General features: G+C 33.9%; 7 protein-coding genes. All 7 read left to right on the top strand.

The genetic code is table 11. The features are described from left to right. The first annotated feature begins 83 nt into the window (after positions 1–83). The 7 genes from Q0870_RS03920 to Q0870_RS03890 all read left to right on the top strand — a co-directional run bounded on the left by Q0870_RS03920 (position 84) and on the right by Q0870_RS03890 (position 16,364). Positions 84–2,198, top strand: coding sequence for a polysaccharide lyase family 8 super-sandwich domain-containing protein (locus tag Q0870_RS03920; protein WP_298551295.1), 2,115 nt, complete (start codon positions 84–86; stop codon positions 2,196–2,198). A 6-nt stretch (positions 2,199–2,204) separates the two neighbouring features. After that, the gene (locus Q0870_RS03915; protein WP_298551293.1) at positions 2,205–5,630 is read left to right on the top strand and encodes a glycosyl hydrolase; all 3,426 of its coding nucleotides are present in this window, start codon (positions 2,205–2,207) and stop codon (positions 5,628–5,630) included. 5 nt (positions 5,631–5,635) lie between these two features. Next, complete coding sequence (locus tag Q0870_RS03910; RefSeq protein ID WP_298551291.1) at positions 5,636–9,118, top strand: glycosyl hydrolase; 3,483 nt, start codon at positions 5,636–5,638, stop codon at positions 9,116–9,118. A gap of 8 nt (positions 9,119–9,126) precedes the next feature. Continuing rightward, complete coding sequence (locus tag Q0870_RS03905; protein ID WP_298551289.1) at positions 9,127–11,973, top strand: glycoside hydrolase family 2 TIM barrel-domain containing protein; 2,847 nt, start codon at positions 9,127–9,129, stop codon at positions 11,971–11,973. A 191-nt stretch (positions 11,974–12,164) separates the two neighbouring features. After that, positions 12,165–13,532, top strand: coding sequence for a BNR-4 repeat-containing protein (locus tag Q0870_RS03900; RefSeq protein WP_298551286.1), 1,368 nt, complete (start codon positions 12,165–12,167; stop codon positions 13,530–13,532). A 21-nt stretch (positions 13,533–13,553) separates the two neighbouring features. Next, positions 13,554–14,873, top strand: coding sequence for a sulfatase-like hydrolase/transferase (locus Q0870_RS03895; protein WP_298551284.1), 1,320 nt, complete (start codon positions 13,554–13,556; stop codon positions 14,871–14,873). A gap of 3 nt (positions 14,874–14,876) precedes the next feature. Further along, a complete protein-coding gene (locus Q0870_RS03890) occupies positions 14,877–16,364 on the top strand; it encodes a sulfatase (RefSeq protein ID WP_298551282.1) in 1,488 nt (495 codons plus the stop codon). Positions 16,365–16,477: the final 113 nt, after the last annotated feature.

The following is a 16,477-nucleotide window of genomic DNA, read 5'->3' as shown; positions in this document are numbered from 1 at the left end:
TTTATTATTTGCGGTTTAATAGTGCTTAATGCCTTATTGATGATGTTTAGTTGCAATAAAGATTGATTTAAATAAACCTATTAATGAAATTATGTAAAACGTATTTGTTTTCAATAGTCCTTATAGCGGTCTTTTATGGTTGTAATAATTCAAGCGGTAAAACTAGTATAAATGTTTCATACTCTTCTGATTTATTTCAATTTCATAAAAATGTTTTAGAGTATTATATAAATCAAAAAACTGATGATGCTAAAATCCAAGGTTTATTATCAGATTTTCAAGAAGATGGTTCTTGGTCAAACATAGATTACACCAATAAAATAAGAGGTGGTTGGCCTGTGAAAAACCATTTAAAGTATGTGCAAACTTTAGCAATCAATTATAAAAACGAGACTTCTAAATATTATTTGGATAAGAATCTTTCAAAAAAAATTCATAAAAGCTTAAATTTTTGGTTGGATAACGATTTTCTAAGCACAAATTGGCACGACCAACATATTGGCGTTCCAGAGTTGCTGTTGCCAATACTTTTTTTAATGGAAGAAGAACTAAGTCAACAGCAGTTAGACAAGTCTTCGATTCTACTTCATAGGGCTAAAATAAAAATGTCTGGTCAGAATAAAGTTTGGTTATCTACCAACGTCATGTTACGCTCATTGTTATTACGAAAACCAGATTCGGTTGCTATAGCCAGTAAAGCCATTCAAAATGAATTACAAATAGCCAAAGGTGTTGGTGTTAAATTAGATTGGTCGTATCATGAGCATGGTGCGCAAATGCAATTTGGTAATTACGGTTTGTCTTATCTAGAGGATATGATAAAATGCTACACGTTTGTGAGCAATACACCATTTAAATTTGAAGCCAACAAAATTGAATTTTTAAGAAACATTATTCTTAAAGGACAGCAATGGGTCATTTGGAATGATACTTACGATGTTAGCGCTTCTGGAAGACAGCTTTTTGAGAATGAACAAATAAAAAAAGCAAACCGTCTTAAAGCATGTATTCAAAGTATGAAGATGCTAGACAAGGACAATGTGAAAGTTTATAATGAGGCTCTTGATGCTAAAACCCTCGCAGGAAATAAACATTTCTGGAAATCTGATTTTCAAGTACACCGCAGAAAAAACTTCTACTTTTCTGTTAAAATGAGTTCGGAGCGCGTTGTAGGTACAGAGTCTGTTAATCAAGAAAATATTCAAGGCTATTACATGGGGGATGGTGTGTCCTTAATATCAACGCATGGAAAGGAATACGAAAATATCTTTCCATTTTGGGATTGGAAAAAATTATCAGGAACCACTATAATTCAAGATAAAGACCCATTACCAATTATTAAGTTTAGTGGTTTCAAAACCAATAGTGTTTTTGTTGGAGGCGTTAGTAATGGTGAAAATGGTATTGCTGTAATGGATTATAATCGTGATGGATTAAAGGCTAAAAAATCATGGTTTATGTTTGATGATGCCATTGTTTGTTTGGGGAGTGGCATTTCAACAAACGCAAACCATCAAGTTACAACATCAATAAATCAGTCTTTTTTAAAAGGTGGCGTTGTAATCGGAAAAGATGGTGCTTTAGAAACCAGTGTAAGAAGAAAAAGAGGAATTATACCAGATTGGGTTTTGCACGATAATATTGGGTATTTATTTCCTGATGGAGGCAATGCAAGTATTTCTACTCAAATATTAGAAGGTAGTTGGAACAAAGTTGCAAAACGATACAGACCTGTAATACTTACAGAACATATATTTAAATTGTGGTTATCTCATGGTAATCAACCTAAAAATGGCTCCTATAGTTACATTTTAGTACCAAATGCATCAGAAGAAAAAATGATGAGTTTATACAAAAGCAATCCTTTTAAAATTATGAATACCAAAGTGCAACAGTCTGTTGTGATGACTGACGAAAAAAAAGCAGGTATTGTATTTTATAAAAAAGGAACAGCTACAATTAAAGGAGGGGTTTCTGTAGACGCACCTTGTGTGATATTATTAGAAGAACAATCAGATCATTTAGATTTTGCAATTAGCGATCCTTCTCAAAAGCTCACTAAAATTGGCGTATCTATTAAAGGGAATTATAGTATTGAAAATAGTAATTATAACAATGGTAAAACTCATTTTGTAATTCATTTACCTAAAGGAGAACAAGCAGGAAAAACGGTTCAATTGCAATTAAAAAGGAATTAAAAAAGTATGAAAAAGACAGTTATAATTTATATACTTAATTTAATAGTAGTCACATTTACGTTTTCAGCTAAATGCCAAAGCATTGAAAATCAGGAAAAAATAAAAGAAGAACTAGTAAAAGGCTTTCAAAATCCACCAGATAGTGCAAAACCATTAACATGGATGCATGTAATGAGTGGCAATATGAGTAAGGTTGGTATAACCAAAGATCTTGAAGCAATTGCAGATGTAGGTATTGGTGGTGTTTTAATTTTTAATATTACTCATAATATTCCTAACGGGCCTATACAATTTAACTCTACCGAGCATATTGAAATGATGACATTTGCAGCTACAGAATGTGAACGTTTAGGCTTAAGTTTTGGTATACATAATTGTGACGGCTGGACAGCAAGTGGAGGACCATGGGTACCCGTAGAACATTCTATGAAACAATTAGTTTATCGCGAAACCATTATTGATGGTGGAGAGATAAACATGATTTTACCCGAACCAAGTAAAATTGCTAACTTTTATCGAGATGTTGCTGTACTAGCATACCCAGCTTTGAATTCTGAGCTTAAGGATAGCAACAACCCTACTAAAATCTCGTGTTCAGAACCTAGTTTTGATATCAATATAGCTACTAATGGTAAAATTGATGAACGCTCAGAATTAATAGTTCCTAAAGATGGAAATACATGGATTCAATGGGATTTTATAGAACCATTTACCGTGAAGTCATTTCTTTTAAAAGCACAAAAGCAACGTTACAAAAATCCTTTTAAGTTGCAGAGTTCTAATGACGGAGTTCATTTTAAAGATGAATTAACAATGAAGATGTCTAGGCATGGTAAGTATGAATATACTATTGACGAAACTTTTGAAGGTATAACAGCGCGTTATTTTCGTTTTGTAACAAATGTACCGTTAGACATTGCAGAAATTAGCCTTACCAATACCTCACGTTATAATAACATGATATCGCGTACAAGTATTCTAAGAAAAAATAATGGAGGGCTACCAAACATAAAAGAGGTGGATAAAAGCATGGTTATTAATAAAGATGCTATTCTAGATTTAACCCGTTTTATGGATGATAAGGGCGTGTTGAAAACAACATTACCAAAAGGGAAATGGACCATTATGCGTTTTGGGTATACTACAACAGGAGTTGTTAATGATCCAGCATCTATTGCCGGTACCGGTTTAGAAGTGGATAAATTTAGTCGTGAATCTTTTGATGTGTTTTACGAAGGACATGTACAAAAGATGATTGACGCAGCAAAAGATATGGCTCCTAATGCTTTTCAGTTTATAGAAATAGACAGTTACGAAGTAGGAGGACAAAATTGGACAAAAGCATACGAAAAACAATTTGAGGATGCATATGGTTACGATCTTATTAAATTTTTACCGCTCTATGCAGGGCGTTACATTGATAATGCACAGACAATAGACGGCGTGCTTTGGGATATCCGTAATTTTAATAGCAAGCTCATGTCCGATAATTATTATGGTTATTTTAATGATAGGTGTCATGCTGATGGTTTTAAAACATATTTAGAACCCTATGGTAATGCTGGTTTTAATAATTTAGATATTGCAAGCAAGACTGATATTCCAATGGGAGAGTTTCATGCAGGTCATAAACTAATGCTTAGAGATGCCGTTTCTGCTGCCCATATTTATGGGAAAAACTTAATTTCTGCCGAAGCATTTACTTCGGGAGGTAATATTAGTTTTGAAGGACATCCAGGATTTTTTAAAAATAATGGAGATGAAGCTTTTAGTCATGGTGTTAATGAAATTATGTTTCATCGTTTTGCACACCAAGCCAATACGCATGTTAAGCCAGGTATGGGTATGAGTAAATTTGGTTCTCACATAGATCGCACTCAAACATGGTGGGATAACGCTGGTAAAGCTTGGTTTAAATATTTAGCTAGAAGCCAGTACTTGTTACGTAAAGGTATTCCTGTTGTCGATATTTTAGCTTTTGTGGGTGATGGTTCTCCAAATACAACAGCGACTCGTAAAGGGGTAAGAGATTTACCCAACCATATTAACTATGATGGTATAAATACCGATGTACTTTTAAATCGGGTTAAAGTAGAAAATGGCAAATTAGTATTGCCAGAAGGTGGTAAATATCATGCACTTTATTTAAATAATGTGAAGCAAATACACCTTTCAACATTAAAGAGAATAGCCGATTTAGCGAATCAAGGTGTTATTGTTATAGGACGAAAACCTAATAAAATAGGGGGTTACAGTATTTCTGAAGCCCAACAAATAGAATTTAATCAATTACTAGAAAAAGTTTGGGATAAACCTACAACATATGATGTTATTGAGTGGGAAACACTATATGAAAAACATAATATCCCTGTAGATTTAAAGATAAAAGCGGGTGAGCATATTAATTATACGCATCGTAAAACGGCTAATGAGGATATTTATTTTTTCTTTAATCCAGATAACACCAAGCGTGTTTACGAATGTACTTTTAATGTAGATGGTAGAATTCCAGAACTTTGGAATCCTATGAATGGTGAAACTACATTATTAAGTACTTTTGAACATGTTGATGGCAAAACTAAAGTTTCTATCTCAATGGAAGCTAAAGCGTCTACTTTTGTTGTGTTTCAAAAATCATCAAACGGAATTAACTCCGTTAAACCTTCAACAGCTGTAAATAATACGAATCTAAGTTTTAAATTAAATAATTCTGGAGATACAGAAATAGAAGCAATACAAAACGGTCTTTATGAGGTTGCCTTTACTAATGGTAGTAAACAAGAAGTAGACATTCAAAATATACCTTCTCCCATATTAATAAAAGGGGATTGGAAAGTTACTTTTCCCGATTTAAAAATGGGGTCTCAAACCTATACTTTTCCAAAATTAAGCAACTGGACTTTACACGAAACAGAAGGTGTAAGGCATTATTCTGGAACGGCTATTTATCAGAAGACGTTTAAAGTAGATAAAAAACTATTGAATACTAATTATAAGTTAAAACTAGACTTAGGTCAAGTTAATGTAATAGCCCGAGTTATTATAAATGATCAAGATATGGGGGTGCTTTGGATGTCTCCTCATAAAGTGGATATTACTTCAGTACTAAAGGCAGGAAAAAATGATTTACGAATTGAAGTTACAAATCAGTGGACAAATCGTTTGATTGGAGATGAAAATTTCCCTAATGTTTCTGGTTACGATTTACGACCACATCTTAATAGCACATTGTTAATAAAAGATCCACAGTTATCACTCATTAACCGAAATAATATGGTGGATTGGTATACGAATAATGAGCCTGCACCTTTGGGCCAGCGCTCTACTTTTACCACGCATCCATTTTATAAAAAAGGAGACGATTTGTTACCTGCAGGATTGGTAGGGCCTGTGAAAATAGAAGTTTCGAAAATAATAATTGATAAGCGATAGATATAATGAAGAAGAAAGTAAGTGTAATTTTAACGGTTTTATTATGTGTTATTACCCTTTATGGGCAAGATACAAGTCGGGTTTTAGAATCAGGTTTTAAAACACCTCCAAATGAAGCGAAAGCGAGAACTTGGTGGCATTGGATTAGTGGGAATGTTTCCAAATCAGGCATTACAAAAGACTTAGAAGCCATGAAACAAGTGGGCATTCAAGAAGCACAATTGTTTAATGTGCACTTAGGTTTTCCAAAAGGTGGCGTTACCTATTTGAGTGAAGAATGGCTGGATTTATTTCACTTTGCAGCTTCAGAAGCAAAACGATTAGATTTAGACTTGGCATTTCATAACAGCGCAGGTTGGTCCTCTTCTGGTGGTCCTTGGGTTACAGAAGAAAACGCCATGCAAACTGTAGTTTTTAGCGAGCTTGTTGTTGATGGTGGTAATGTATTGAAAACAGAACTCCCTAAGCCAAAAACCAAATTCAGTTATTACCAAGATATCGCTGTTTTGGCGTTTCCAAAGCCTAAGACGTCTGTAAAAATTGATGGATTAGATTATAAAATATTATCAGATAGAATCAGAAATCATTTGTTGCCAGATACCAAAGAAATTCCAAATGCAGCCATTATACAAAAGGAAAGTATCATTGACATTACGTCTAAATTTTCTGAAAATGGTATTTTAGAATGGAACGTTCCAAAAGGCGAATGGGTTATTTTACGAATTGGGCATACGCCTAATGGAGCAAAAAATAGGCCTGCTGTTGATGGAGGCCATGGTTTAGAGGTCGATAAAATGTCTACAGCTGCTTTAGATGATTATTGGAACAAAGGTGTGCAGCCCATTTTAAATAAATTAGGAGACTTAGTAGGGAGTACTGTAAATAATTGTTTGATTGATAGTTACGAGGTGGGTTCGCAAAATTGGACCACTGGTTTTGAGCATCAATTTAAAAAAATACGAGGTTATGATTTAACACCGTATTTACCAACTTTAGCTGGCTATTACGTAGAAAGTGGCGAAATTACTGAGCGTTTTCAATGGGATTTTAGAAGAACTATAGGCGATTTAATTGCTGAAAATTATTATGGTCACTTTGCAGAATTATGCCATAAAAACAAATTAAAATTTTCTGTAGAACCCTATTGGGGACCTTTTGATAATATGCAAGTTGGCGCCAAAGGTGATATTGTGATGTGCGAGTTTTGGAGTGGAGGTTATCCGTTTTTTGATTCATCAAAATTTGTCTCTTCTATAGCCCACTTAAATGGAAGTAGCATTGTTGGCGCAGAATCCTTTACAGGAATTGGCGGATGGGACAAACACCCTGCAACCATTAAATCTATTGGAGATAAAGCTTGGGCAGAAGGCATAACCCGTTTTATATTTCACACCTATGTGCATCAACCTTGGGATATTGGACCAGGTATGGCACTAAGTTATCACGGTTTTGATTTAAACCGTTTGAACACTTGGTGGACACAAAGTAAATCGTATTTAGATTATATCGCCAAATCGCAATATTTATTACAACAGGGGACTAATGTTGCAGATGTTTTGATGTTTACTGGAGATTCTTCTCCAAACACCGCTTTTTTATTACCTGAATTAAAGAAATCTGGTTATGATTATGATTTAATTGGAGCTAATAAATTGGCAGAATTATCTGTGAAAAATGGAAAAATTGTTACGAAATTTGGAGTAGCATACGAAGTATTGAGCCTACCAGAAAGCGATTGGATAACACCTAAAACACTAAAGATTATAGAGTCATTGGTTAAAAAAGGCGCAAAAATTATTGGTAATAAACCAAAGCGTTCGCCAAGTTTGAGCAATTACCCAGAAAGTGATGTTTATGTAAAAACAACAGCTAATGCACTTTGGGATAAAGGTTTGATAAAAACTATTTCAATTGCTGAGTTCTTAAATAACGAGCATATAACACCAGATTTTTCCATTGTTGAAGCAAATATGGAAGACATTGGGTTTATTCACAGAAAAACAAAGGACGCTGATATCTATTTTATAGCCAATGACAAAAAGGAAAAAGTAGCATTTACAGGACGTTTTAAAGTCGCAAACAAATTACCTGAAATTTGGAATGCTGAAACTGGAGACATAAAAAAAGTAGCCGTTTGGAAAAGTAATGATGATGGTACTGTAAACATTCCAATTACTTTAGATAGTGAACAGGCTGTTTTTGTAGTATTTAAAGAAAATTCAGTAGATAAAAATTACATTGTTGAAGCTGATGTAAAATTAGAAAAACCAACACCAACACCACTATCTAACTTAAAAATCATAAAAGCAGAATATGGTAATTTTTTACAAGAAGGATTGGTAGATATTACGGATAAAGTAGCTGCAAAGGTAAATGGTGGAGCATTAAATTTTCAGATGTCTAGAGGATTTTGCGATTGCGACCCAGCAATGGGCTATGTCAAAGAGTTTAGAATGGAATATCAAATTGGAGATAAAGTAGAACACATTCATGCCGAAGAACGAGAGTTTGTTAAAATTGATGCAGGCAATCAACCCCTCAAAATAATTTCTGCGGTATTTGGTAAATTTAAAGCAGAAACCAAAGGTGTGCCTAAAAACTTTGAAGCTTTTGATATCACTAAAGACATCGAAAAACAAGTGACTTCTGGAAAATTGAATATCAAAGTTTCAGATGAATTGGTAAATGGAAAAGCATTAAAAAATGCTAATAATTTTCTGAAAATTACATTTGAAACCGATGGGAATTCAAGAACAACTATAATTCCAGAAGGAGAATTTTTGAATTTAAGTAGGTCTATACCTTCATCAGAAATTTATAAAATAAAAGGCAATACCATTTGGAAAACACCTTTTTCTGGAAGTTTGTCGTATACAAAGGCATCAGGAAAATCTAAAGAAATAAAGGTTAAGGTTCCACAGCCAATAGACCTGTCTGAAGATTGGGACGTTACATTTCCTTTAAAAAACGGTCCAGCACTAAAGAAGCATTTTAAAACATTATCGTCTTGGTCGGAAGCAACTGAAGAAGAAATCCAACATTTTTCAGGTACTGCGATTTATGAAAAAGAATTCACTTTATCTAAAAAACAGTTATGTAAAGAGAATGCTTTTGAATTGGATTTAGGGAGTGTAGCTATTGTAGCCGAAGTGTTTGTAAACGATAAAAAGGTAAGTACCTTATGGAAGGCACCTTTTAGAGTTGCTATTGATGATTATGTGAAAAAAGGCAACAATACTTTAAAAATAAAAATTACCAATTTATGGGTAAATCGCTTAATTGGCGACGAAAAAGAACCTTTAGATTACCAGCGCCAAGGTAATAAAACCAAGGCACTTCCTAGTTGGTTGTCACATCCAGAATCTCGTGATTCCAAAAGACAAACCTTTTCCTCTTGGAAACATTGGGAAAAAGATGATGAATTAAAAATGTCTGGTTTATTAGGACCCGTGAGAATTAATGTATTTAAATTGAAACACATAAAATAAGTTTAATCATGAAAACCAGTAGGTATATAGGTTATTTTGTCCTAATCAACTTTTTGTTTTTTAGAAGTTTAGTTGCACAAACTAAAACTTACTTGTCCGGTACTTATGCTGATACTGCTGTAGACTGGGAATTTAAAATGTCTGAAGGACGTAATAGTGGCTATTGGACTACCATTCCTGTGCCATCAAATTGGGAAACCAAAGGCTTTGGCTATTACACCTATGGTAAAGACCATAAGGATTATAAAACAAAACCTGAAATTGGATTTTATCGTCATAATTTTAAATTCAATTTAAATTCAGACAAACGCTATTTTATTGTTTTTCAGGGTTCCATGACAGAAACAACTGTGGTTTTAAATGGACAACAAATAGGAGAAACACATGTAGGTGGTTTTACAGAGTTTAAATATGAAATCACTAAATTTTTAAAATCAGGAAACAATATTTTAGAAGTTGAAGTATTGAAACCAGCAACGCATCCACAAGTAGTAAAAGCAGAACGCATTGCAGATTACTGGTTGTTTGGAGGCATTTTTAGACCTGTTTATATTGAAGAGTTACCCACAAATTTTATAGATCGCGTTGCTATTGATGCTCAAATGAATGGCGATTTTAAAATGGATGTATTTACAGATGCTTTTAAAGAAAATGTATCATTAACAGCACAAATTTACGACAGTAATAATCAAAAAGTAGGGAAGTCATTTTCTGGAAAAATTTTAAAAAATAAAGGTCATTTAAAGGCTAGTTTAAAAAATGTTGCACTATGGTCTCATGAATATCCAAACTTATATCGTGTTGAGGTTACTTTAAAACAAAAAAAGAAACTATTACATACCTATAAACAAAAATTTGGATTTAGAACCTTTGAAGTCCGAGACCACGACGGTTTTTACTTAAATGGCAAGCGAGTTTTATTAAAAGGAGCAAACATGCATAGTTTCAGACCAGAAACAGGGCGTACATTAACCAAGCAAGATATGCTCGATAATGTAAAACTAATGCAGGAGATGAACTTTAATACCGTGCGTATTTGTCATTACCCGCCAGATGCTGAGTTTTTAGACCTATGCGATTCTTTAGGGCTAATGGCAATGGACGAATTACCTGGTTGGAGGCATCCCTATCCCGATGAAATTGGTAGTAAAATCGTAAAAGAACTGGTGGTAAGAGATGTCAATCATCCATCAGTAGTACTTTGGAGTAATGGTAACCATTTGGCACACAATCCTAAATTTGATGACGTTTTTTTTAAATGGGATATACAAAAACGACGTCCTTTAAAAAACGAAACCAAAACAGGGGATATTTATAAAAACTACTCACCCGATTTTGATATAGTAAAAACCAATTTTTATCCTTCTTATACTTTATTAAAGCAACGTTTGTTTAAAGAAAACCATATAGTGTTACCCAATGAGGCCTTACATGCGCTTTATGATGGTGGGGGCGGTGCAAACCTAAAAACCTACTGGGATGCCATTGAAAAATCTAAAGTTGGTGGAGGGTTGATGATTTGGGCACTTTTTGATGAAGGTTTGCGAAGAACCGATATGAATAATCAACCTTTTCATCAAGGGAATAATGCACCAGATGGTATTGTTGGACCCAATGGAGAAAAAGATGGCAGTTATTATGCGGTAAGAGAAATTTGGTCGCCAGTACGTATTAAAGAAGATAAAATAACATCACGGTTTAATGGCAAATTAACTATTGAGAATAAGTTTGATTTTGTGAATTTAAATGAATGCAAAATCAAATGGAAGCTCATTGCTTTTGAAACTCCAAATACATCGACATCAGGATTTAGAACCGTAGCATCAGGAAATGTTAATTCGCCTTATATTTTACCAAATGAATCAGGACAGTTAAGGACAGATTTACCAAAAAACCTCCCTAAATTCGATGCTTTAATTATTGAAGTTTTTGATAATAAAGGGCTATTAGTCTATGAAAAACGATTACAACTTGAAAAAGAAACAGTCTTTTTTCAAACATCAGCACAAAATAAAGTCATTCAAGACCAAAAGAATCCATTCCTTTTTTATATCGGGGATACCACAATTTTGTTTGATGAATATACAGGAGTTTTAAAAACAGTGGCTGTAAAAGGAAAAGCAACGAGTATAAAAAATTTCCCTTTTGTTGATATAAAAAGGGCTGACACACTAAAAGTGAAATCTAATAATAAGCTTGCGATAAAGGCTTCAATTAAAAATAAGGATGATTATTTTATTATTGAAAGTAAAAACCAAAATGGTTTTGAATGTATTAGATGGACGATTAAACCAACGGGAGAATTAAAATTAGATTATACATATGCGGTAAAAGAAGGTGTTTATGAATATGCTGGAATTGGTATGGAAGTAAGCGCTAAAGCAATAAAAAGTAAACGTTGGCTAGGAGAAGGCCCTACAAGAATATGGAAAAATCGTGTAGAGGGTGGTATTTATAATGTGCATGCAGTAGAAAAAAAGATAAATATTCCTGGAGAAATTTATAATCAACCAGAATTTGAAGGGTGTTTTGCACCTTGGAAATGGGCTGTATTTCATATGGAAGATAATGTGTCTGTAGGTTTTCAAAATAATAGCGATGTCATTTTAGGGGTATTAAACCCTATAAATGGTGAAAATGCAAAAATGGCAGATTGGAAATATCCTAAAAAGGAAGGGTTTTATTTTTTTAATGCCATTCCTGCGGTAGGCTCAAAATGGAAAAAACCAACAGAGTTTGGACCTGATGCGCAACCAACTAAAATAAATACATCCTTATCAGGATCGGTGTCCTTATTTGTGAATTGGAATAATGTTAAAAACGATAACAAAATTTTTAAAATATCAATAGAATAAAAATATACAAAGCATCAAAGCGATGAAACTATTTTTTCTTAGTGGAATATTGAAGTAAAAGAGCGAATAATTAGCATCAGACTTATTGCCGAGTGTTAAGATTAACACATTAATTTTCAATGATAAACAAACATCATATAATTAGAATTTGTCTATGTTTCATCTTGATAGGATGTAACTACAAAAATAAAGTGATACATAATGTTGATGTAAAGAATCAAAAGGTAGACTACTTTGCCAACAACGGTTTTGGAAATGCAGTTGCTATTGTGCAGCATCCTGCAGGGGTGTATCATAAAGACATCACTTACGTTGCTTACCAAGGGCCGTTGGAAGATCCTTATGTAGTGTCTTATAATCACACTACAAAAGAATGGAAAGGACCATTTAAAGCGGGAATAAGTCAAATGGGAAAAGACCCAAACCGTAAGAAAAAAATAGATAATCATGGTAAACCTGCAATTCTTATTGATGATTCAGGCTATATTCATATTGCCTATGGAGGGCACGGAGGCACCCCTGCAGATGGTGAAAATACATTAGGAAATCATCACTACGGAAAAAATCTTCATGCAGTTTCTAAAAAACCCTTAGATATTTCTGACTGGGAAACATTAGATAATATTTCTTTATTTGGAACCTACAGTCAGTTTATAAAAATGGATAATGGCGATATGTATTTGTTTTACCGTCATGGAGCACATAGGAGTAACTGGGTATATCAAAAATCAATTGATAATGGTAAAACATTTGAAGAGCCAGTTTCCTTTTTAAAGCATAAAAGAAGAACTGATATTGAAGCCGAAGATTCTTGGTATCCTTGGGTAAGCAAAGGTAATGGAGATGATATTATTATAGCTTTCGATTACCATATTTGTAGAGATAATAAAAACGCTCAAGATGCAAGAGGACACATTCCAGAAAGACATAATTTGTATTACATGGTTTTTAATACGAAAACCAGAAAATGGAAAAATGTTAAAAATGAACCTTTAGAAATGCCTTTAACCAAGGAAATGGCAGATAGAAAAACATTGGTAAAGGAAATACCTAACGATTGGACGTTTCAAGGTGTAGCAGATGTTGACCCCAATGGCAATCCACATGTTGGTGTTTTGGTTGGGCCTGACATAGGCGAAAAAAGAAGTGGTCCTAAACGTTTACAACTTTTTAGATGGGATGGACAAGAGTGGTTACAAAGTGAGAATCCAGGTCTTCCTAACGGTAATGGCGATTTAGAAGTAAAATCTACCACTGAAGTAAGCCTATATTTAGAACATGAAAGTAAAGGTGATGTTGGAGAAATAAGCAGATGGGATAGCTCTGATGCTGGAAAATCGTTTAAAAAGAGCACCGTTTTTTTAAGTAGAAAGAATTCCGGTTTTGTGATATCGTCGCTTATCGATAATCCACATCCCGATGCTAGAATCATTGTTGCACAAAAAGAGGATGGTACTGATTTTAGAAAAATGTATCTTATAGGAGAAAATGGACCTATAAAAAGAAATAAAAAAGAAAGTATAATAGCAAAACCAATAATAAAACAAACCAAAAATTAATATATCTAACCTAAAATGAAAATGATTAAAAAAATATCTTTAGGAATATTAGTAGTAAGTATCTTAGTTTCTTGCGGAAAAGGAACTAAAAAAGAAACTGAAAGTGTTTCTAATAAAGAGCAAACACCACCTAACATTGTATTCATATTATCAGATGACCAATCGTGGACAGACTACAGCTTCATGGGAGATGAAAATATAGAAACTCCAAGGATAGACAAATTTGCTTCAGAAAGTTTAACCTTCACACAATCCTATGTGCCAACGCCATTATGTTCGCCTTCTTTGGCAACAATCATCACGGGCTTATATCCTAAAGACCATGGAATCTTAGGAAATGATAAGGTTTATGATCGTGGAAATATCCGTGGAAAAGCAAGAGCAGAAGCCTATAAACCTGTAATTTCAGCTTTTGAAAAACAAACCACACTCCCAGATATGCTTAAGGAAAAAGGTTATCTGTCATTTCAAACAGGTAAATGGTGGCACGGTAACCACAAAATAGGTGGGTTTGATTATGGTATGACACATGGAGATCCAACGCGTGGTGGAAGGCATGGTGATTATGGTTTGGAAATTGGAAGAAAAGGTTTAGATACAATTAACAGCTATGTAGATTTAGCATTAAAAGAAAAGAAACCGTTCTTTTTATGGTACGCACCATTTTTACCACACAGACCTCATAATCCTCCGCAACGTTTATTCGAAAAATATAAAAAGAAAACAGATTCAGAGCATTTAGCAAAGTATTGGGCAATGTGTGAGTGGTTTGATGAAACTTGCGGACAATTATTCGATTTAATTGAAAACAAAGGTTTAACAGAAAACACACTTTTTGTTTATGTATGTGATAATGGTTGGGCCCAAAACCCTGACAAAAGCGGATACTTAAAACATTCTAAACGTGCGCCTTACGATATGGGAATCCGTACGCCAATTATGTATAAATGGGCAGGTAAAATAAAACCTAAAATGGATGATAAAACCATTACAAGTAGTATAGATATGATACCTACAGTACTTGATGTTTTAGGAATTGAAAAACCAGAAAATTTACCAGGTGTAAGTGTTTTAGATGAAAACGCATTAGCTGAGCGTAAAGGAATTTTTGGAGAAGTATATGCACACGATTTTGATACAATTGAAAATAGTATGTTTTATAATATGGCCATTTTTCCACCGTATAAAATTATCATACCAGATCCTGTACGAAAGAAGGACGAAGTGGTGCAGTTATTTAATATTAATGAAGACCCTTTTGAGAAGAATAATATTGCAGAAAGCAATCCTGAGATTATTGCACAATTAACGGAAAAGATTAAAACCTTTAGAACGGAGTAGAGCATGAAAAAAGCGCACCTTTTATTATTGTTAATGTTTGCTTTTGTTTTTTCATGCAACAATGAAAAAAAGAAGGAAGAAAAAGAAGAAGTCTCTAAACCCAATGTACTTTTTATAGCAGTAGACGATTTAAACAATTGGATAAGTCCAATCGATAATTTTTCAAATGTAAAAACACCTAATTTTGATCGGTTGGCAAAAATGGGAGTTACTTTTACAAATGCCCATGTGCAAGCGCCACTTTGTGGACCTTCAAGAGCTTCATTAATGACGGGTTTACGTCCTTCTACAACTGGTATTTATGGAATGACTCCTGATAATAAAATCAGAAGAGCAGGTAACCCAGCTACAAAGGACATTACATTTTTACCCGAATATTTTGAAGAAAATGGGTATCATACCATGGGTGTCGGAAAATTGTTTCATATCCATGCACCAGACAGTGTGTTTAACGAATCTGGTGGTCGAGTAAAAGGTTTTGGGCCTTATCCTAAAAAACGATTTGTTTGGGATGGTTTTGGAAAAGGTATTAGAGGAACGCATGGAAGAACAAGTACAGACTGGGGAGCTTTTCCAGAAAGCGATACCTTAATGCCAGATCATCAATCTGTAAATTGGGTTACAGAGAGACTGCAAAGAAATTACGATAAACCATTTTTTATGGGACTTGGGTTTTTACGTGTTCACGTACCATTATACGTCCCTCAAAAATGGTTTGATATGTATCCTTTGGAGGCTATTCAAACTCCACCTTACAAATCTGATGATTTAAATGATATTCCTCCAGTGGGGATGCAAATTAACGATTTACCCATGATGCCATCTACAGAATGGGCAAAAGAAAGTGGCGAATGGAAAAAGATAGTACAAGCCTATTTAGCCTGTATGAGTTATGTAGATTATGAGCTAGGCCGTGTGTTAGATGCTTTAGAACAGAGCAAATATGCCGATAACACTGTGGTAGTTTTATGGTCGGATCATGGCTACCGCTTAGGTGAAAAAGGTACCTTTGCTAAGCATGCCCTTTGGGAAACAGCAACAAAAGCGCCATTAATGTTTGCGGGGCCAAATTTACCGAAAGGCAAGAAAATTAATGCACCTGTAGAAATGCTATCTATTTATCCAACACTTCTAGAATTAAGTGGATTACCAGTCTATGAAAGGAATGAAGGGAATAGTTTAGTGGCCATGATGGAAAATGACGAAGGATTAGAAGAAGCTAGAGCCATAACAACCTTTGGTATGAATAATCATGCTATAAAAGTAAATGGTTTCAGATATATACAATATGAAGATGGTACAGAAGAACTTTACAATCACAGTACTGATCCTAATGAATGGACTAATGAAGCTAATAATCCTAAATTCAAAAATAAAATTGAAACGCTAAAAACGTTTTTACCAAAAACGAATGTCAAGTGGGATTCAGAATCCAATTATACGTTTCAGCCATATTTTGTAGAGCAGAAAAAACGCGTAAATGGTTTATAAGAAAACACTTATACATGGTTAGGGTAAATAGATAAAACTTCAAAAGATAAATTTCATTATAAATAGTTTTCTTATTAAACAGGATATTTATATGTAAAAATACATGTAAATTT

Source organism: uncultured Algibacter sp., assembly GCF_947487575.1.
In the GTDB taxonomy this organism is placed as follows: domain Bacteria; phylum Bacteroidota; class Bacteroidia; order Flavobacteriales; family Flavobacteriaceae; genus Algibacter_B.
This window is presented reverse-complemented; position numbering and strand designations above follow the sequence as displayed.

Coding starts and splice junctions, on each gene's coding strand:
- Q0870_RS03920 (WP_298551295.1), top strand. CDS start 84: ATGAAATTATGTAAAACGTATTTGTTTTCAATAGTCCTTATAGCGGTC.
- Q0870_RS03915 (WP_298551293.1), top strand. CDS start 2,205: ATGAAAAAGACAGTTATAATTTATATACTTAATTTAATAGTAGTCACA.
- Q0870_RS03910 (WP_298551291.1), top strand. CDS start 5,636: ATGAAGAAGAAAGTAAGTGTAATTTTAACGGTTTTATTATGTGTTATT.
- Q0870_RS03905 (WP_298551289.1), top strand. CDS start 9,127: ATGAAAACCAGTAGGTATATAGGTTATTTTGTCCTAATCAACTTTTTG.
- Q0870_RS03895 (WP_298551284.1), top strand. CDS start 13,554: ATGATTAAAAAAATATCTTTAGGAATATTAGTAGTAAGTATCTTAGTT.
- Q0870_RS03890 (WP_298551282.1), top strand. CDS start 14,877: ATGAAAAAAGCGCACCTTTTATTATTGTTAATGTTTGCTTTTGTTTTT.